Source organism: Cryptosporangium japonicum, assembly GCF_039524755.1.
Classification (GTDB): Bacteria; Actinomycetota; Actinomycetes; order Mycobacteriales; family Cryptosporangiaceae; genus Cryptosporangium; species Cryptosporangium japonicum.
In genome coordinates, this window is record NZ_BAAAGX010000006.1 from 215,027 (window position 1) to 231,365 (window position 16,339).

Below are 16,339 nucleotides of genomic sequence, written 5' to 3' on the forward strand. Positions count from 1 at the left end.
TCCACAGGCGTAGTTGGGCTCGGCCGCGAGGCATACAGTCGGTCGCATGGCCGACCTCACGGATGTCGCGCGTTTTGTCACGCGTGAGCACGGGCTCGTCGTGGTTTCGACGTCACGGGCCGACGGGAGCATTCAGTCGTCGGTGGTGAACGCGGGCGTGCTCGCGCATCCGGTGAGCGGCGAGCAGGTCGTCGGGTACGTCGCCGTCGGTGGCTCGCGCAAGCTCGCCAACCTGCGCGAACGTCCGCGGACGACGCTGGTGCTGCGCGTCGGGTGGGAGTGGATCACGGTCGAGGGAACGGCCCAGCTGATCGGGCCGGACGATCCGGTGGGCGGCGTCGATGCCGAGCGGTTGCGGTTGTTGTTGCGTGAGGTCTTCACCGCGGCCGGCGGCACCCACGAGGACTTCGACGAGTACGACCGGGTGATGGCGGCCGAACGGCGCACCGCGGTGCTGGTCACCCCGTCGCGGATCTACTCGAACGGGTAGACGCGGATGCTGATCGGGGACATCGACGTCCACCCGCTCGCCGACGGGACGTTCCGCGCGTCGCCGGAGTACTTCGGCGACCACGTCCGCGCCGAGGGGCACGAGGATCTGTTCGGCTCGGACGGGTTCGCGTTCCTGCCGATCGGGTGTTTCCTCGTCCGCACCGGGGACCGGACGATACTGGTCGACTCCGGGATGGGCCCGCAGATGCGGGACAGCGGCCCGCGGCGGCTGCTCGTCGGCGGTCAGCTGCTCGTGGGGCTGCGCGCGCTCGGGGTGGCGCCGGCCGACGTCACCGACGTGGTCTGCACGCATCTGCACTCCGACCACACGGGCTGGCTCTTCGACCGTTCCGCGTCACCGACGTTCGGCAACGCGACGATCTGGTTCGGCGCTCCCGACTGGCACCATTTCGTGCTGGATCCGTCGGTGTGGATGTTCGACCACATCCGGGCCGGGTTCCGCGGGTCCACCCGGCTGCGTCCGGTCGCCGAGGACATGACGATCGCGCCCGGGATCTCGGTGACGATGACGCCGGGGCACACCCCGGGGCACCTGAGCGTGATCGTGGCGTCGGGTGGTGCCCGTGCGTTCCTGCTCGGGGACGCGATCGTGTGCCCGGTTCAGTTGGACGAGCCGACGTGGCAGTCGATCGGTGACGTGGACCCCGAATTGGCCTCGCGGGTGCGTGAGCGGCTGTTCCGCGAGCTCGAGGACCCGGCGACGCTCGGCGCCGGTGCGCATTTCCCCGAATTGCAGTTCGGCCGCGTGCTCGTCGGCCAGGGCCGCCGTTGGCTCGGCTGACGATCCGCGTGGCCGTGGACGCCGAGGCCGGGCACCGGGGACGCGCTCCGGACGCCGGCGACCACGGAGCCGCCGGCGTCACGCGCGCCTAGCGGTAGTTCACGAACTGCAGCGGGATGCCGAAGTCCTCGTTCTTGAGCAGGGCGATCACGGCCTGCAGGTCGTCGCGCTTCTTGCCGCTGACCCGCAGCTGGTCACCCTGGATCTGGGCCTGGACGCCCTTGAACCCCTCGTCCCGGATGGCCTTGGCGATCTTTTTCGCCTTCTCGCTCTCGATGCCCTGGACGATCGTCCCGGACAGCTTGTAGGACTTGCCCGACTGCTGCGGGTCGCCGGCGTCGAACGCCTTAAGGCTGATGCCCCGCTTGACGAGCTTGTCCTTGAACACCTCGAGCGCCGCGAGCAGGCGCTCCTCGGTGTCGGCCTGGAACGTGACCGCCTCTTCCCCCGCCCAGCTGACCGACGCGTTCGTGCCCCGGAAGTCGAACCGCTGGCTGAGCTCCTTGGCGGCCTGGTTGAGAGCGTTGTCGACCTCCTGCCGGTCGACCTTGCTGACGACGTCGAACGACGAGTCCGCCACTGTGTGCTGCTCCTCCCGGTTGTGTCGGGTACCTGATTGGTGCCCGGGCTAGGTCATTGGCTATCCTCCCTCTTGGCAGTGCGGCAAGTGCAAGACCCCAGGCGGGTTGCCCGAGTGGCCAAAGGGAGCGGACTGTAAATCCGTCGGCTCAGCCTACGAAGGTTCGAATCCTTCACCCGCCACACGCAGGGCAAACAGCCCCTGGCCAGCGGAAACGCTGGACAGGGGCTGTTGCGTGTCCGCTGGCTTCAGGGCTCGGCTCCGCCGAGTTGTCTCCGACTGTGTTCCAAGGCCATCACTGACGCCGGACGCACGGCGACCACGTCCGTGGCCGACACGCGAGTTCGCGCCGGTCGCAGCCTGTGCTACGGGCGCGAAGAGGGCTGGCCGAGCGCTTGACTGATCTGGTTCAGCCGCTCGGGTACGAGGCGGTAGTATGCCCACACCCCTCGCTTCTCCCGGAGCAGCAACCCGGCGTCGACCAACACCTTGAGATGGTGCGACACGGTCGGCTGGGACAACCCCACCGGATCGGTGAGATCGCAGACGCAGGCCTCGCCGCCCTCGTGCGCGGCGACCAGCGACAGCAACCGCAGGCGCGTGGGCTCGGCAATCGCCTTGAGCAGTGCCGCTAGTTGTTCGGCTTCCGCCGCTGACAACGGGGTCCCGGCGATCGGGGCGCAGCACACCGCAGCAGCTACGTCGGCTGCATCGCCGGCGCCCTCTCCCGCTCGGAATACCTCCACGGGCTCGCCGCGGCCGGGTTCGCCGACTCGTCGGTGACCTTCACTCACGAAGCCGGACCGGGCCTCCACGGCGCGATCGTCCGCGCCACCAAATCCGCCGACGCCATCGACAGGAACCTGCGATGACCGAACCCACCACCGCGCCGGAGCCCAGCGTCTTGTTCGTCTGCGTTCACAACGCCGGCCGCTCCCAGATGGCCACCGGCTGGCTCACCCATCTCGCCGGTGACACCGTCGAGGTCCGCTCAGCCAGCTCCGCACCCGCCGAGTCGATCAACCCCGTCGCGGTCGACGCGATGCGCGAAGTCGGCATCGAGGTCGTCCGCCAGGTCCGCGACGAGATCCGCGGACGCGTCGAGAAGCTCCTCGCCGAACTCACCCAACACTGACCCAACGGCAGGACCGCGCGCTCACAGCGGCCCCCGAACACACCGGGCGGCCCTCCGCGGATCGGGGGTGGCGGTGAGCACGCCGCAGACCTCCGACACGCCCGATCCGCGTCGACCGGGGGCATACACACTTCCATCCGGCCGGAGCCCCAGGTCGGCGCGGCTCACCGACCGAGATGGGCGCTCACGGCCGGGACATCGGCCAGTACGGAGTCGAAGTAGGCCCAGATGGTGGCGATCTGCGGATGAGCCAGCCCGTCCTCGCGTGACACCTTGGTCCCGTAGAGCGGAACGTCGGGGGCCAGCGAAGCGCCGTCCAGCAGTGTCGAGGCGATCGAACCACCGTCGACCGGGCCGGTGCGGGACGAGAAGGTCAAACGTTCGCGTGGATCGGCGCCCTCGCCCCAAGGACCCACGATGAGGTCCGTGAAAACTTCACGCCCCCCGACGTGGTCGTAGAGGAACGACATGAACACAGCCACGGTGCGGCTGCTGTCGTCCAGGACCTCGCCGCGCAAGGCCTGGCCGGGGATCCGGCGGGCCGGACAGAACGCGGCCCGGGGCGCATCGTGCGCTCCGGGCCGCGGCGAAGAAGACGATCAGCTGCAGGGGTTGTAGTCCCAGCAGTCGTTGTAGCGCTTCTTGTGGTGGCGACGACGGCGCGGCTTGCACTCGTTGTAGTCCCAGTCGTTGCACTGGTTGTAGTCGTACGAGTAGTCGTAGCAGCCGCTCATGTCGTCCAGCCTCCAAGAAGAAAGTGTGTGTTCCTGCTGTGCCACTAGCTTCGCGGGAAAGCCGGGCACGCTCGATCGGCGGCGCAACGGCCGGAACGTTCGCTTGCGAACACTCGCTCAGGCCGCCGTCAGCAGGGTGGTTCACTGGCCCGAATGGCCCCTGGAGCGCAGAGTTGGACAACCGAGCAGAGCCGCGCGGATGCACTGGAGCGGTCGTGAGCCACCAGCACCACATCTTTCACAATCCTCCACCGGCGACGCCCGACGATGTGCTGAGCGCTCTCGACCGTGCGGACATCCCCGCCGCGACAAATGCCATGGTCGGGTGCGCGCTGTACGGCGACGGCGACTGGCGGGAGGCCCAAAGCCTGTTCCTGGCCCTCCTCGATCACGACGACCCCCAGGTGCAGTCGCTGGCCGCCACCTGTCTCGGTCACCTGGCCCGGGTCTACCGCCAGCTCGACGAGGATCGTGTGGTACCCGCACTGCGGCGGGCGCGTCAGAAGCCGCACGTCCGGGGAACCGCGACCGACGCGTTGGGGGACATCACGACCTACTTGCACCCTCGGCGCGCACGCTGGCGTGGTCGCCTGTGGCGACTCGGACACCCGTCGACGTGGTGGTAGTGGTGTCGGACGATGATTGGGTGGCCCCTTGGGGCGAGCGACTCAGGACTGCCGTCGCGCTGGTGGGCCCGCCAGCGTCCGCGCCTCAAATGTCACTGCTGCGCACGCATCTGCCGTGGATCCCCGACGCACTCGCCGACCGGCTCGACTGGCCCTCGGCGCCTCGCGCCATCGAGATCGTGGTCTTCGGAAGCACCGGCGGCGGCGACCTCTACGCCATCGACATCGAGACCGGCCGAATACTTCGGCTGCAGGGCGCCTCGTACCTGGCCGGCGTCTACGAAGGCACCGATCGCGGCATCACGGTCGTCGGCCGCGACCTGCGTGACTTCCTCGACCGCGTTCTCGCCGCGGTCGTCTGACGTGGCTCCCGGAAACCGAGCGTCCACCGGGTTTCGCCGTGCCCGGTTCGTTCGGGCTGGGCGTCGGACGCGCGCAGGATCGTGACCGCTCCGAGGTTGCCCGCCTCGGTCCAGGCGACCAGCCCGGGCAGGCGTGCCCGGCGCGCGGCGTCGACGAGATGGCGCGCCATCGCCGAGCCGATGCCCCGCCGCTGCCAGTCGTCCTGGAGCAGGAGCGACACCTCGGCCATCCCGCCGGGTGCGCTCCGGAGCAGGGTGGCGTAGCCGATCAGCCGCCCGGGGTGGTCCGACGCCGCCAGCACGAGCGCGCGTCCGGCGGCGGGGTCGACCATGCGTCGCCATTCGCCGGCGCGCAGTCGGTCGCGGCCTCCGTGGTAGCGGCGGCAGAGCGTCCGCGTCGAGCAGCGTTCGTGCAGGTCGTTGACGGCGGTCAGGTCACTCGCCGTGGCCCGGCGCACCAGCACCCGGTCGCCCGAGGCCGTCGTCACGGTGCTCATCCGAGGTCGAGCTGGCTCGCGATGGACCGGGCCCAGTAGCGGTAGCCGGTGGCCGAGAGGTGCAGGCCGTCGGAGGCGAAGAAGTTCCGCGTGGGTACCCCGGTGGCCGTGACCCAGGTCGTCCGCGACGAGGTGGCGCAGATCTGCCGGGAGACGTCGTCGAGCGCGTCGGCGCGGCCACTCAGATAGCGTCCGAGAGAAGCGGGAAGCGCCGGGAAAGTGACGAACGGCGGGATGCCGACGATCGTCACCCGGTCGGCGCGGTCTTCCAGCTCGCTGACGATCGCGGTCAGGTCGTCCCGCCACTGGGCGGCACCGCGGCGGCTCATGACGTCGTTGCCGCCGCACAGCAGCACCGCCAGGTCGTAGCCGGTCCCGGCCGACGGGACGAGTCGGTGACGGATCCGGCGGGCGGTCGCACCGTACTGGCCGACCACCCGCCAGTGCACGGGACGCCGGGTCCGCACGGTGAGCGCGTCGGCGAAGTTGCCGGTGAACGCGTCGGCGTGGGTGTCGACGCCGCAGCCGGCGGCGGTGGAGTCGCCCACCACGAGGAGGCGGAGCGGCGGGCCGCCGTCGCCGTCGACGACTCCCTCGGTCGGGCCCGCGGCCGGCGGTGGGGGTGCTTCGGTGATGGCACGCACCCACGCCCCCTGCAGAGCGACGGTGAGCAGTTGCAGGTGGATGGTCATGGCAGACACCTCGATCTATACGATTGCGTATAGATCGAGACTAGCGTCATCTGTACGGGCCCGTATAGATAGAAGGAGTTTCCGTGGCAGGCACGATTCGGACCTCCCGTGACCGGTGGGTCACCGAAGGGCTGCACGCCCTCGCGACCGGCGGCCCGGACGCCGTACGCATCGAGTCGCTGGCGAAGGCCCTGGGCGTCACCAAGGGCGGGTTCTACGGGTACTTCGCCGACCGGGACGCCCTGCTGACCGCGATGCTCGACACCTGGGAGCGCGAGAGCACCGACGAGGTGCTCGAGCGTGTCGAGCGCGAAGGCGGCGACGCCAAGGCCAAGCTCCGGCGGGCCGGTCTGCTCACCTTCTCCAGCGACCGGCTACTCCCGATCGACCTGGCGATCCGGGACTGGGCGCGCCGGGACGAGCAGGTCGCGGCGCGCCTGCGCCGGGTCGACAACCGCCGCATGACGCTGCTCAGGACGATGATCGGCACCTTCTGCGCCGATGCCGAGGAGGTCGAGGCGCGCAGTCTGATGGCCTTCTGCCTCGCGATCGGCGAGCACTTCCTGGCCGCCGATCACGGGCAGCGGAGCCGGGCCGAGGTGCTCGCCCGCGCGGCCGACATCCTCTTCGATCAGTGATCGGTCAGGCTCGCACCCGCAACTGGCCACGGTGCCCCTCGGCCATATCGCTGAGCGCGCTGATCCCAGCTCGCCCTGGGTCATCAGCCGGCACGAGTGGCTTGAGTGAGGCTGGTCACCCGAGCAGCATGGTGGGGTCGCCGTCGAACCAGGCGTTGGCGATGTCGAGCTGCTTGATGCGCCACGCTGCGCCGTCGCGGACCATCGTGGCGGTGTACCGGTTCATCATCAGCGCGTGCCGGGTCACGGTCGGGTCGGACCCCACCCCGGGCTTGAAGTGCTGAGCTTGGGCGTACGCGTGGACCGTCGCCGTGTCCCCGTCGACAGTGCTGCGCACGTTGCTGATCGAGTGGCTCGAGTCCAGCGGTCCCACGGCGGCGATCAGCGCGCCGACGACGGTCTCGCGCGGCTGCAACGGGGGGAAGTCGTAGCCGATGCGGCGCATCGCCGGCCCTAGGTCGACGGTCGCGTCCTCGGTGAGCGAGGAAGCCAGCAGATCGGCGTCACCGAGGTCCAGGCCGGCGGCGTAGCGGTGCAGGGTATCGACGATGGAGGCGTGATCCGTCAGCGCCGACAGTGCAGTTGATTCGGTCATGAGCCCAGCCAACTAGCCGCGCGCCGACAAAACGTTGACGCGGCGCATACTTCGGTGGGAGAAACCCACGTCGTTCGGGACGATCAAATGGTGCGTTTCACTCTGCTCGGCCCGGTTCGCGCGATCACGGACGCCGGTGACATCACGCTGGGTTCACCCCAGCAACGCGGGCTGTTGAGCCTGCTGCTCCTGCGGAACACGCCGGTGCCGATCGACGACGTGGTCGACGCGCTGTGGGGCCCGGAGCCGCCGCCATCGGCGCACAGCACCGTGCGCACCTACGCCGCCCGGTTACGGCAGCTCCTCCCCGGCGAGGACGTCGAGCTCCGACGCTCGGCGAGCGGCTATTTCGTCGTACGGCACCGAGCCGACGTCGACGTGGAGCAGTTCGATCGGCTGGTGCGGCGGGCGCGCCGCGCGCGGCGGGCCGGCGACGTGGACGACGCCGCGGCGACCCTGCGTCGAGCGCTGGACCTGTGGGCCGGCCCGGCCCTCGGCGGCGTGCACGCGGACTTCGTCGCCGGCCAACGCGCCCGCCTGGACGAGTCCTACCGCACGGCTCGTGAGCAGTGGTTCGACGCCGAACTCGCGCTCGGCCGGCACGAACCGATCTGCGCGGAGCTGGGCGCGGCGGTCGCCGAACGACCGATGGACGCACGTCTCACCGAGCTGTGGATGACTGCTCTGCATCGCTGCGGCCGGACGGTGGAGGCGCTCGAGGCGTTCCGGCGGTTGCGGACCCGCCTGCGCCGCGAGCTCGGCATCGAGCCCGGCCCCGAGCTCCAGCGGCTGCACCAGCGATTGCTGCAGGGCGACGAGGCGGTCGTTCGGGCGGCGACACCGCCGGTCCGGCCCGACCAGACGCCCCCCGGTATCCGGGATTTCACCGGCCGCCACGCCGAGATCGAGCGGCTGCGTCGCGTCCTCACCGAGGACGGGGTGGCGCTGGCCGGCATCACCGGTCTCGGCGGCGCCGGCAAGTCGACCCTGGCCGTACACGTGGCCCACCTGTTCGCCGACCACTTCCCGGACGGCCGGGTGCACCTGGACCTACGTGCCCGCACCGGGCAGCCGATGGGTGTCCACGAGGCGCTCGGATCACTGCTGCGCACGGTGCGGCCGGACGTCGCCGTGCCGGACACGGTGGCGGAACGCTCCGCGCTGTGGCGCACTGTCGCGTCCGGACGCCGGATGCTCGTCGTTCTCGACGACGCCGACAGCAGTGCTCAGGTCGAGCCGCTCCTGCCGGCCTGCGCCGTGATCGTCACGGCGACGCGCCGGCTGCTGCGACTGCCGGCCGTGTCTTGGCTGCGGCTCGGGCCGCTCAGCGACGACGAGTCGCTGGCCCTGCTGGGCGAGATCGCCGGGCACCACCGGGGCGCCGCCGAGCCGGGCCCGGCGGCCGAGCTGGTCGCCGCCTGCTCGGGCCACCCGCTGTCGATACGCGTCGCCGCCGCGCGGCTCCTGGACAGGCCGATGTGGACCGTCGAACGGATCATGGCTCAGCTGGACGAGGATCTTCGCGAGCCGGTCGTGATGCACGAGGACTGCAAGATCGTCGATGAGCCGATGCGCCGGGCGGAGGGCCGGCTCGACGCGGTGGCGGCCACCGTCTTCCGCGTCGGCGCCCTCGCGGTCACGCCGTTCCGCGACGTGGACGACGTGATCGCGATGACCGGACTGCCCCGCGCCGAGACGCGCGCCGCTCTGGAAGACCTGGTCGACGCTCATCTGTTGCAGGCGGTCAGCGCCGACACCTACTGGTACTCACCACTGATCCAGGCTTTCGCGCGGCGCCGGGCCCAGCAGGTCGAGGGAACGGACCGCTGCCGCGCCGCACTGGCCGGACTCGTCCACGCGTGAGCCCGGACCGCTGAGCACGCCGCCGGTGCGCGTCACCCGAAGTGCGGGTCCTCGGTGACGTGCGGGAGCGCGACGAGGCTCAGGACGTGGTGGGCGAGGCTGCCTGCCGGTGCGTAGAGCGACAGCGCGGTGTCGTGCCGCCGGGCGAGGACGGCCACGGCGCTGCTGGCCAGGTGGGTCACGGCGGTGAGGTCGACGGTCAGCGGGTGGGTGCCGCCGAGCGTGCGCCGGGTCAGTTCGGCGGCGAACTGCGGTGCGGTGGTGGCGTCCAGCGGCCCGTGGACGGCGATGCGGCTCGCCGGTGCCTGCGGCTGGTCCAGGACGAGCAACAGGTCGGAGACGGGCTCGGACGGGTGGGCCGGCACGCCGTGGTGGATCTCCTCGGTGGTCAGCAGCCGGGCCGGGCGCGTCAGCCGGTGGTGGACCGTCGCGGTGGTGCCGTCCGGGCCGCGGTGCAGGTCGAGGTCGTCGACGAGTTCGGCGGTCATGGCCAGCCCCAGGCCGCCGCTCAGCCGGGATCCCGGCTCCGCGGTACGGGGGCGGTCGCGCCACTGCCCGTCGTCGGCGACGCGCACCGTCACCACGGCGTCGTCGCCGAGCTCGGCCGTGACGGTGACCGTTCCGCCGACGGTGTCGGGGCGGCTGTGCTCGGCGGCGTTGGTGACCAGTTCACCGATCGCGTGGGCGAGCAGGAACCGGTCGTTCTCCCCGGTGTCGTGGTCGTGCAGCCAGGCGTCCAACGCGTGCCGGACGGCGCGGATCGTGTCGTGATCGGCGGGCCGCGTGCACTCGAACGGGGCCGGTGGGGTGCGTCGTTGGGCGGCGAGCAGCGTGATGTCGTCGGTGTGCCCGGTCTGGCGGACCAGGAGCTCGAGCGTCTGGGTGCAGGCGCGATCGATGGCCGGCAGCGGCCCGTGGAAACCGCGGCCGGCGACCGCGTCGACGGCGACCTGGGAGAGCTCCACGGTGGCTGCGGCCGGGTTTCGACCGGGACGTTCGACGATGCCGTCGGTGTACAGGAGGACGACGTCGTCGACGTCGAGGTGGTCGGCGGCAACGTCGTAGCCGGCGCCGGTGCCCAACGGCCGGGCGCCGGACGGAGGCAGGAACCGGGCGGTGTCCGCGCTGACGATCAGCGGCGGAGGGTGTGCCGCCGAGCAGTAGGTGAGCGTGCCGTCCGCGGGATCGAGTGCGGCGATGCACACGGTGGCCGCGTGCGCTTCGGGTACCCGGCGGGCCATCCGGTCGGCGGCGCGGATCGCGGCGAGGAGGTCGCCGGTCTCGTCGAGCCGGTCGTGGATCACCGCACGCAGTTGCCCCATCGCCGCGGACGCGGCCACCCCGTGCCCGACCACGTCGCCGACGACGAGCGCGACCCGCCCGTCGGGGAGCGGGATCGCGTCGAACCAGTCGCCGCCGGCCGCGTCCTCGGTGTCGGCGAGCAGGTAGCTCCCGGCGACCCGTACGGCGGGCAGTACGGGGAGACCCGGCGGAAGCAGCCGGCGCTGGAGGTCGGTGATCACGTCGCGGGCCTGGGCGTACCGGTGCTCGGCCTCGGCGGCGTGCTGCTGGTCGGCCTCTCGGCGGCGGACCTGCTCGGTGACGTCGATGGCGATGCCGGAGACCCCGACGATCGTGCCGTCGGCCTCCCGGTAGGGCTCGATGACGAAATCGAGAAAGAACTCGCGAGCCGGGCTGGTGCCGTCCGAGTCGACCTGGAAGCGCCACCCCCGTCCCGTCTGCGGTTCGCCGGTGGCGTAGATGCGTTGCACCATCGGACTGATCTGCTGAGCGGCGAACCCCGGAAACACCTCGGAATAGGCGCGGCCGACGACGTGCTCGTCGCCGACGAACGCGCGGAAGGCGGCATTAGCGGCGACCACGCGCAGCTCGGGGCCGGTGTAGGAGGCGAGGATCAGCCCGAGGAGTCGAATCGGCTCCGCACGGTCGCCGCATCACCGATCCGCTCGTCGTCACTCAGGTCCATTGGCGCGGGCTACCCACATCCACGCCGACCGATTCCGCGGGGACGACATGGCATAGTCGGGCCGTCGGACACGGAGCTGGATCCGGCCCGGAGGGAGGCGGCATGGCGGAACCCGACGCCCCTGTCGTCCAGGGGCGGCCCTCGTCCAGTTACACCGGTTCGGTCCAGCCGGAAATCCTAGCCGAGCAGCTTGGCGTGGTCGCGCGGCGACTGCAGTCCGAGCCCACGCTGGAGGGCACGCTGCAGGCGATCGTCGAGGCGGCGGTCGACACCGTGCCCGGCGCCGGGTACGCGGCGATCTCGCAGGTCAGGCGGCGTCGCGAGGTCTACACCCCGGTCGCGACCGACGAGCTGGTCCTCCGCGTCGACCAGGCGCAGTACGACACCGGTGAGGGTCCGTGCCTGGACAGCCTGTTCGAGCACTACACCGTCCGGCTTCCGACGGTGTCCGACGAGCCCCGGTGGCCGACGTTCAGTGCCCGCGCCGCCGACCTGGGCATCGGCAGCATGGTGTCGTTCCAGCTCTACGTCAACGGCGACGATCTCGGCGCGCTGAACCTGTACGCGTCCGAGCCGAAGGCGTTCACCGACGAGTCGGAACAGGCCGGGTTGTTGTTCGCGACGCACGCGGCGGTGGCGATGGGTGACGCGCAGCGGATCGAACACCTCACCAGGGCGCTCGGCGTCCGTGAGGTGATCGGCCAGGCCAGGGGCATCCTGATGGAGCGGCACAAGCTCACCGCGGACCAGGCGTTCACCGTTCTGGTGCACGTCAGCCAGCGGACGAACGTCAAGATGGCGGAGATCGCCCGCCACCTCACCGAGACCGGCGAACTACTCGGCTGAACTCCCGTGGCCCGGCTCGTGCGGACGTCGCGCAGCGATACGCGCACGGAGCGCGGCATTGTGCCGACGCATCTCGTGGGCACGGCTGGCCGCTTCCCTCGCGGACGTCTGCAATGCGGCGGCGTTGTCCAGGTGGATGGCCATCAACCGGCGGTCGTCGGCCAGCTTGCGGGCCAACCCGGGGTCGTGATCGGTGGAAGCCGTCTCGACCCACTGACCGGCGAGGCTCAAGAGGCGGAGCACGGCCGGTGGCGCGTCGCGTAGCCACAGCTCGCAGGCCGCTGCGGCGCAGCGTGCCCGAGCGTAGCCCAGGGTGCGCAGCCCGCCCGCGTCGATGATCGTGAGCCCGGCCAGGTCGACCCGGATCGTCCGGGGCCGGCCGGTGGCGAGAGCTCGGTCGACGGCGTCGATGAGCTGGCCGCCGGTGGTCCGGTCGAGTTCACCGGCGACCGCGAGCCGCGTCTCCTGAACGGAGGTGCGGGTCACCGTGATCGTCAGCCCCGAATCGCCGGGCGTCCGGAAAGAGAGTGGTTCGTCCATGCCGCGGTCGTCCCGTCGTGGCGCCGGCCGCGTGCCCTCGGTTCGGAAAGCCGCGCCGGCACCGCAACCTTATCCGCTGGACCGGACGTCCGGTCCGCGCGGACGCCCGACTCAGGCGGCGAACTGGGCCCAGGGGGCCGGCGGCACCCGGAAGAGGTCCGCGGCGCCGGGAGCCATCGTGAGGGCGACCAGGGCGTGGGCGATGTGGCCGAGCGGAAGGACGAGATCGACGCAGCCGGTGGCCAGCGCGGCGCCGGGCATGTCGGGTGCGCTGGCGGTGCGCGGGTCCTGCACCAGCGTCCGGCCGCCGTGTCGTTTGACGGCCCGGGTGCCGGCCGCGCCGTCGTCGAGGCGACCGGTGAGGACGGCCGTGATCGCCCGCGGGCCGTGGACGGCGGCGACGCTACTCATCAGACCGTCGGCGCAGCGGAAATCACTCGCGGGCTGGAGGCGCAGCAGACCGTCCTCGACCGCGGCGGTCTGGCGCGCGGGCAGGACCGTGATGCCGGGAGTACGGATCGGCTGACCTTCGGAGGCCGACCGGACCGGGAGGGCCGTGCGCCGTTGGAGCGCGTCGGTGAAGACGCTCTCCAGGCCCGGTGAACGGTGCTGGGCCACCAGCACCGCGGCCGGGAAGCCCGCGGGCGGGGCCGCCCAGCGACGCGGCGATGATCACCACGTCGAATGCGCTCGCCGGACCGGCCTTGTGTGCGCCACCTGACATACCAGTTACGCTACTCCTTTTGTCCGGTGGCCGGCATAGGGCGCGACCCGGCGGGTACGAAGTGCTGGTGCCCGCTGATCTGGACGTCGCCCGGCAGCACAACTTCCTGCTGTCCGCCCTGCCCGAGGACGAATGGCAGCGCATGAAGCCGCACCTGTCCCTCGTCGACGCGGCGGTCAAGGACCTGGTGTACGAGGCAGGGCTCCCGATCGAGCACGTCGTTTTCCCGGTCACGTCGGTCGGGTCGATGCTCAACGACATTGAAGGGGAGACGGCGGTCGAGGTCGCGACGATCGGCCGGGAGGGCATGGCCGGGCTGCCGGTGTTCCTGGGCGTGAGCGAGAGCCCGAACCGGGTGGTGATACAGGTCGGCGGCGCCCTGATCCGGATGACGGCTGTCGATCTGCGGACATTCCTTCTCGGCGACGGGGTGCTCCACGCCCAGCTGCACCGTTACGTGCAGGCCACGATCGTGCAGCTGTCGCAGAACGTGGCCTGCAACCGGCTGCACAGCAGCGAGGAGCGCGCGGCCCGCTGGTTGTTGATGACCGCGGACCGCGTCGGCTCCTCGGAGTTCTTTCTGACGCAGGAATTCCTGGCGCAGATGCTCGGGGTGAGGCGGGGCACGGTGTCGTTGACCGCGGGTGTGCTGCAGACCGCGGGGCTGATCAGCTACTCCCGTGGGCACATCACGATCACCGATCGGGGCCGGCTGGAAGAGGTCGCGTGCGACTGCTACGGCATCGTCCACGCCGAGTTCGAGCAGCTGCGGAGCCGGAGTGCCGAGAAGCGGCGTCAGTAGGACTCCAGGCGGGACCAGAGGGACGCCAGGGTGGCCGCGCCGGCCAGCAGGACGTCGATCGAGATGCGTTCGTCGCTGTCGTGCCACCGGTCTTCGGGCAGGCCGGTGCCGAACAGGATGACCGGGGCGTCGAGCGCGGTTCCCAGCAGCTCGGTGGGGCCGCCACCGGCGTTGCCCATCCGTCCCGGGCGTCGGCCGAACCCGTCCTCCATCGCGTCGGCCAGCGCCAGCACGGCGGGGTGGTCGTCGGCGATGCGGTAGGGCTCCTGGCCGGTCTCCTCGGAGACGGTGAGTTCGTACTCGACGGCGTCGGACAGGTTCCCGGCGACCCAGCGGCGGATCCGGTCGGCGACGGCGGCGACGGTCTGGTCGGGCACGGTGCGGAAACTGATGCTCGCGGTGGCTTCGGCGGGCACCACGCTGCGGGGTACCCCGATCGGGTCGCCCCCGATGATGCCGATCACCTCGACGGCCGGGCGCGCCCAGAGCTGCTCGAGGACGGTCCAGCCGTGTTCGCCCGCCGTCGTGCGCGTCTCCGAACGATCCAGCCAGTCCTCCTCGGTGAACGGCAGCGCCGCGTAGGCGGCCCGAACCTGTTCCGACGGCTCGACGACGTCGTCGTAGAAGCCGGGCAGCGTTATCCGGCCCTTGTCGTCGAGCAGTTTCCCCAGTAGCTCGGACAGCGCGAGGATCGGGTTCGGCGCGGGCCCGGAGACCGCACCGGCGTGCATGTCGCGCAGGGGGCCGAACACGCGCAGCTTCGCCAGGATCATGCCGCGGACGCTGGTGCAGATCGCCGGGTGGTCGGCGTGCCAGAGCATGGTGTCGGAGAACACGACCAGGTCGGCGTCGAGGCGATCGCGGTGCTCCTCGATCAGCTCTTTGAACCCTGCACTGCCGGACTCCTCCTCGCCCTCGACCAGCACCTTCAGGTTGACGGCCGGCGCGGCCCGGCCGGTGGCGGCCAGGTGCGCCCGGATGCCCCACAGGTGCGCCAGCACCTGGCCTTTGGCGTCGGAGGCTCCGCGGCCGTAGACCCGGCCGTCGCGCACCGCGGGCTCGAACGGCGGCGTCTCCTCCCACTCGTCGTCCTTCGCGGCCCGGACGTCGTGGTGGCTGTAGATCAGCACGGTCGGTGCGCCGGGCGCGGCGCACCACTCCGCGTAGACCGCGGGCGCGTCCGGCGGCCCCCACACGTCGGTGATCGGGAAGCCGACGTCACGCAACGCGCCGGCCAGCCAGTTCGCCGAGCGACGCAGTTCGATCTCGTGCTCGGGCACCCCGGCCACCGATCGCCGCCGAACCCACCCGATCAGCTCGTCGATGATCCGGGCGCGATTGGCGTCGAGGAAGTCGGACGCGCTGGTCATGGTGGTGCTCCTGTCGGCGGCGGCAGTCGGGGCGCGGTTCCCGCTCCGAGCGGCCACAAACGCCGCGCCGTCGTCGCCACCACAAGAAGCGTTACAACGACGCTGGGACTACAACCCCTGCAGCTGCTGATCACGGATCGGCCGAGGCAACTGCACTGTCCACAGTGTCAGTTAGACGACGCTTCCTGGGAACGTGCGGAAAGGCCCGACATCCTCGGCCGAGTCACCGGAGAGACCGGTGAGAATCGGGGTAGACAAGTGATTCGTATGCGCTCGCGCATCTTCGCGCTGCTGGCCGCTGCGGTCGGCGTGCTAGCGGTTCTTGCGCCATCGTCGGCCGCCGCGGCCGAGGACGAGCCGCCGCTGTCCGCGACCCGCCAGCCCAGCCAGTTCAACTGGGCCAACGCGACGATCGACCTGCCGTGGACCGGGGCCGTGCTGAAGGACGGCACCACGTGCCCGGGAGGTCGGATCGACTTCACGCCCAGCGAGCAGAACCCGGCCTACGGACAGGCCACCGCGAACGGCATGACCTACCACATCACGCTGCGGGAGTTCGGCAACGTCTCGGGCATCACCGGGCTGTCCTCCCCGGAGGCGATCGTCTCGATCGGCTGTGGCTACACCTCGGGGACGAGCACGATCGCAGCCTCGTACGAGTACCTCTTCTACTTCAAGTGGAGCGGTTCGGGGAACAGCTCGAAGGGTGCCTTCTATCCGAAGGTGCGTGACTTCATCACCTCCAGCGATTCGTCGGGTAGCTCCCGCTACCTCGTGCAGCTGATCGACGGCACCGGGCCGGTCGACGGGCAGCCCGGCAAGGTCACCGTCCGGCACTTCCTCTACCAGGTCGGCACCCACACCCGGACGTTCACCTGGACGGATGAGGGCTTCGTCGCGAACACGCCGCTGATCCGGTACCCCGAGGCGGACACCGCGCCGGTGTGACCGTGAGGTCGACCTGATCGACCTCCGTGCGCGGAGACCGGCCGCTGGCCGGTCACAGGGGCTCGCTCTCCGGGAGCGAGCCTCTCCGTGCCGGAAGTTATAGATC

20 protein-coding genes, 1 tRNA gene and 2 pseudogenes are annotated in these 16,339 nt (G+C 70.8%); 12 read left to right on the forward strand and 11 right to left on the reverse strand.

What is annotated here, in order from left to right; translation table 11 throughout:
- Positions 1 to 46 precede the first annotated feature (46 nt).
- Together ABD437_RS05880 and ABD437_RS05885 are read left to right on the forward strand one after the other, a co-directional pair.
- The gene (locus tag ABD437_RS05880) at positions 47 to 490 is read left to right on the forward strand and encodes a TIGR03618 family F420-dependent PPOX class oxidoreductase (protein ID WP_344647703.1); all 444 of its coding nucleotides are present in this window, start codon (positions 47 to 49) and stop codon (positions 488 to 490) included.
- A gap of 6 nt (positions 491 to 496) precedes the next feature.
- Complete coding sequence (locus ABD437_RS05885) at positions 497 to 1,294, forward strand: MBL fold metallo-hydrolase (RefSeq protein WP_344647704.1); 798 nt, start codon at positions 497 to 499, stop codon at positions 1,292 to 1,294.
- Between the two features lie 88 nt (positions 1,295 to 1,382).
- On the opposite strand, the gene ABD437_RS05890 is transcribed toward ABD437_RS05885, so the two are convergent.
- Entirely contained in the window at positions 1,383 to 1,874 is a 492-nt protein-coding gene (locus tag ABD437_RS05890) for a YajQ family cyclic di-GMP-binding protein (protein WP_035857905.1), read from the reverse strand.
- Between the two features lie 100 nt (positions 1,875 to 1,974).
- Here ABD437_RS05890 and ABD437_RS05895 point away from each other — a divergent pair.
- Positions 1,975 to 2,056: transfer RNA gene (locus ABD437_RS05895), tRNA-Tyr, on the forward strand.
- 183 nt (positions 2,057 to 2,239) lie between these two features.
- Here ABD437_RS05895 and ABD437_RS05900 read toward each other — a convergent pair.
- Entirely contained in the window at positions 2,240 to 2,620 is a 381-nt protein-coding gene (locus tag ABD437_RS05900) for an ArsR/SmtB family transcription factor (RefSeq protein WP_344648159.1), read from the reverse strand.
- Here ABD437_RS05900 and ABD437_RS05905 point away from each other — a divergent pair.
- Both ABD437_RS05905 and ABD437_RS05910 read left to right on the forward strand, forming a co-directional pair.
- Positions 2,558 to 2,746, forward strand: a pseudogene (locus ABD437_RS05905) (arsenite S-adenosylmethyltransferase); the annotation flags it as partial. The gene ABD437_RS05900 and the pseudogene ABD437_RS05905 overlap by 63 nt on opposite strands.
- A complete protein-coding gene (locus tag ABD437_RS05910) occupies positions 2,743 to 3,009 on the forward strand; it encodes an arsenate reductase/protein-tyrosine-phosphatase family protein (protein WP_344647705.1) in 267 nt (88 codons plus the stop codon). The pseudogene ABD437_RS05905 and the gene ABD437_RS05910, both read left to right, overlap by 4 nt.
- Before the next feature lie 164 nt (positions 3,010 to 3,173).
- Here ABD437_RS05910 and ABD437_RS05915 read toward each other — a convergent pair whose 3' ends face one another.
- Together ABD437_RS05915 and ABD437_RS05920 are read right to left on the reverse strand one after the other, a co-directional pair.
- On the reverse strand, positions 3,174 to 3,479 hold the full coding sequence (locus ABD437_RS05915; protein WP_344647706.1) for a hypothetical protein: 306 nt from the start codon (positions 3,477 to 3,479) through the stop codon (positions 3,174 to 3,176).
- A gap of 129 nt (positions 3,480 to 3,608) precedes the next feature.
- The gene (locus ABD437_RS05920) at positions 3,609 to 3,743 is read right to left on the reverse strand and encodes a hypothetical protein (protein ID WP_344647707.1); all 135 of its coding nucleotides are present in this window, start codon (positions 3,741 to 3,743) and stop codon (positions 3,609 to 3,611) included.
- A 215-nt stretch (positions 3,744 to 3,958) separates the two neighbouring features.
- On the opposite strand from ABD437_RS05920, the gene ABD437_RS05925 reads away from it, so the two are divergent.
- The gene (locus ABD437_RS05925) at positions 3,959 to 4,369 is read left to right on the forward strand and encodes a HEAT repeat domain-containing protein (RefSeq protein WP_344647708.1); all 411 of its coding nucleotides are present in this window, start codon (positions 3,959 to 3,961) and stop codon (positions 4,367 to 4,369) included.
- A gap of 89 nt (positions 4,370 to 4,458) precedes the next feature.
- On the forward strand, positions 4,459 to 4,731 hold the full coding sequence (locus ABD437_RS05930) for a hypothetical protein (protein WP_344647709.1): 273 nt from the start codon (positions 4,459 to 4,461) through the stop codon (positions 4,729 to 4,731).
- On the opposite strand, the gene ABD437_RS05935 is transcribed toward ABD437_RS05930, so the two are convergent.
- Entirely contained in the window at positions 4,647 to 5,219 is a 573-nt protein-coding gene (locus ABD437_RS05935; protein WP_344647710.1) for a GNAT family N-acetyltransferase, read from the reverse strand. The two genes, ABD437_RS05930 and ABD437_RS05935, sit on opposite strands and share 85 nt — an antisense overlap.
- A 5-nt stretch (positions 5,220 to 5,224) precedes the next feature.
- Positions 5,225 to 5,920 carry an SGNH/GDSL hydrolase family protein gene (locus ABD437_RS05940; RefSeq protein WP_344647711.1) on the reverse strand — a complete coding sequence of 232 codons (696 nt, stop codon included), beginning with the start codon at positions 5,918 to 5,920 and terminating at the stop codon, positions 5,225 to 5,227.
- An 83-nt stretch (positions 5,921 to 6,003) separates the two neighbouring features.
- Here ABD437_RS05940 and ABD437_RS05945 point away from each other — a divergent pair, with 83 nt between their 5' ends.
- The gene (locus ABD437_RS05945; RefSeq protein WP_344647712.1) at positions 6,004 to 6,558 is read left to right on the forward strand and encodes a TetR/AcrR family transcriptional regulator; all 555 of its coding nucleotides are present in this window, start codon (positions 6,004 to 6,006) and stop codon (positions 6,556 to 6,558) included.
- A 115-nt stretch (positions 6,559 to 6,673) separates the two neighbouring features.
- Here the strand turns inward: ABD437_RS05945 and ABD437_RS05950 are convergent, their stop codons facing one another.
- Positions 6,674 to 7,153 (reverse strand): nuclear transport factor 2 family protein, encoded by a 480-nt coding sequence (locus ABD437_RS05950; protein WP_344647713.1) that lies wholly within the window; start codon positions 7,151 to 7,153, stop codon positions 6,674 to 6,676.
- 87 nt (positions 7,154 to 7,240) lie between these two features.
- On the opposite strand from ABD437_RS05950, the gene ABD437_RS05955 reads away from it, so the two are divergent.
- Positions 7,241 to 9,016 (forward strand): AfsR/SARP family transcriptional regulator, encoded by a 1,776-nt coding sequence (locus tag ABD437_RS05955; protein ID WP_344647714.1) that lies wholly within the window; start codon positions 7,241 to 7,243, stop codon positions 9,014 to 9,016.
- 32 nt (positions 9,017 to 9,048) lie between these two features.
- On the opposite strand, the gene ABD437_RS05960 is transcribed toward ABD437_RS05955, so the two are convergent.
- A complete protein-coding gene (locus ABD437_RS05960) occupies positions 9,049 to 10,899 on the reverse strand; it encodes a SpoIIE family protein phosphatase (protein WP_344647715.1) in 1,851 nt (616 codons plus the stop codon).
- 299 nt (positions 10,900 to 11,198) lie between these two features.
- On the opposite strand from ABD437_RS05960, the gene ABD437_RS05965 reads away from it, so the two are divergent.
- On the forward strand, positions 11,199 to 11,849 hold the full coding sequence (locus tag ABD437_RS05965; protein ID WP_344647716.1) for a GAF and ANTAR domain-containing protein: 651 nt from the start codon (positions 11,199 to 11,201) through the stop codon (positions 11,847 to 11,849).
- Here the strand turns inward: ABD437_RS05965 and ABD437_RS05970 are convergent.
- Together ABD437_RS05970 and ABD437_RS05975 are read right to left on the reverse strand one after the other, a co-directional pair.
- Positions 11,838 to 12,389 (reverse strand): STAS domain-containing protein, encoded by a 552-nt coding sequence (locus ABD437_RS05970; protein WP_344647717.1) that lies wholly within the window; start codon positions 12,387 to 12,389, stop codon positions 11,838 to 11,840. The genes ABD437_RS05965 and ABD437_RS05970 overlap by 12 nt on opposite strands.
- A gap of 111 nt (positions 12,390 to 12,500) precedes the next feature.
- Positions 12,501 to 13,022 (reverse strand): annotated as a pseudogene (locus ABD437_RS05975) (chemotaxis protein CheB); the annotation flags it as partial.
- 158 nt (positions 13,023 to 13,180) lie between these two features.
- Between ABD437_RS05975 and ABD437_RS05980 the strand changes: the two are divergent.
- Positions 13,181 to 13,915 (forward strand): Crp/Fnr family transcriptional regulator, encoded by a 735-nt coding sequence (locus ABD437_RS05980; protein WP_344647718.1) that lies wholly within the window; start codon positions 13,181 to 13,183, stop codon positions 13,913 to 13,915.
- Here the strand turns inward: ABD437_RS05980 and ABD437_RS05985 are convergent.
- The gene (locus ABD437_RS05985; protein ID WP_344647719.1) at positions 13,909 to 15,285 is read right to left on the reverse strand and encodes a M20/M25/M40 family metallo-hydrolase; all 1,377 of its coding nucleotides are present in this window, start codon (positions 15,283 to 15,285) and stop codon (positions 13,909 to 13,911) included. The genes ABD437_RS05980 and ABD437_RS05985 overlap by 7 nt on opposite strands.
- 267 nt (positions 15,286 to 15,552) lie before the next feature.
- Between ABD437_RS05985 and ABD437_RS05990 the strand changes: the two genes are divergently transcribed.
- Positions 15,553 to 16,233, forward strand: coding sequence for a hypothetical protein (locus ABD437_RS05990; RefSeq protein ID WP_344647720.1), 681 nt, complete (start codon positions 15,553 to 15,555; stop codon positions 16,231 to 16,233).
- Positions 16,234 to 16,339: the final 106 nt, after the last annotated feature.

What these genes read in the sequence shown, in the direction of transcription:
- ABD437_RS05880 (WP_344647703.1), top strand. Translation starts at nt 47, where the DNA reads ATGGCCGACCTCACGGATGTCGCGCGTTTTGTCACGCGTGAGCACGGG.
- ABD437_RS05885 (WP_344647704.1), top strand. Translation starts at nt 497, where the DNA reads ATGCTGATCGGGGACATCGACGTCCACCCGCTCGCCGACGGGACGTTC.
- ABD437_RS05910 (WP_344647705.1), top strand. Translation starts at nt 2,743, where the DNA reads ATGACCGAACCCACCACCGCGCCGGAGCCCAGCGTCTTGTTCGTCTGC.
- ABD437_RS05915 (WP_344647706.1), bottom strand. Translation starts at nt 3,479, where the DNA reads ATGTCGTTCCTCTACGACCACGTCGGGGGGCGTGAAGTTTTCACGGAC.
- ABD437_RS05920 (WP_344647707.1), bottom strand. Translation starts at nt 3,743, where the DNA reads ATGAGCGGCTGCTACGACTACTCGTACGACTACAACCAGTGCAACGAC.
- ABD437_RS05930 (WP_344647709.1), top strand. Translation starts at nt 4,459, where the DNA reads ATGTCACTGCTGCGCACGCATCTGCCGTGGATCCCCGACGCACTCGCC.
- ABD437_RS05940 (WP_344647711.1), bottom strand. Translation starts at nt 5,920, where the DNA reads ATGACCATCCACCTGCAACTGCTCACCGTCGCTCTGCAGGGGGCGTGG.
- ABD437_RS05950 (WP_344647713.1), bottom strand. Translation starts at nt 7,153, where the DNA reads ATGACCGAATCAACTGCACTGTCGGCGCTGACGGATCACGCCTCCATC.
- ABD437_RS05955 (WP_344647714.1), top strand. Translation starts at nt 7,241, where the DNA reads ATGGTGCGTTTCACTCTGCTCGGCCCGGTTCGCGCGATCACGGACGCC.
- ABD437_RS05970 (WP_344647717.1), bottom strand. Translation starts at nt 12,389, where the DNA reads ATGGACGAACCACTCTCTTTCCGGACGCCCGGCGATTCGGGGCTGACG.
- ABD437_RS05985 (WP_344647719.1), bottom strand. Translation starts at nt 15,285, where the DNA reads ATGACCAGCGCGTCCGACTTCCTCGACGCCAATCGCGCCCGGATCATC.
- ABD437_RS05990 (WP_344647720.1), top strand. Translation starts at nt 15,553, where the DNA reads ATGCGCTCGCGCATCTTCGCGCTGCTGGCCGCTGCGGTCGGCGTGCTA.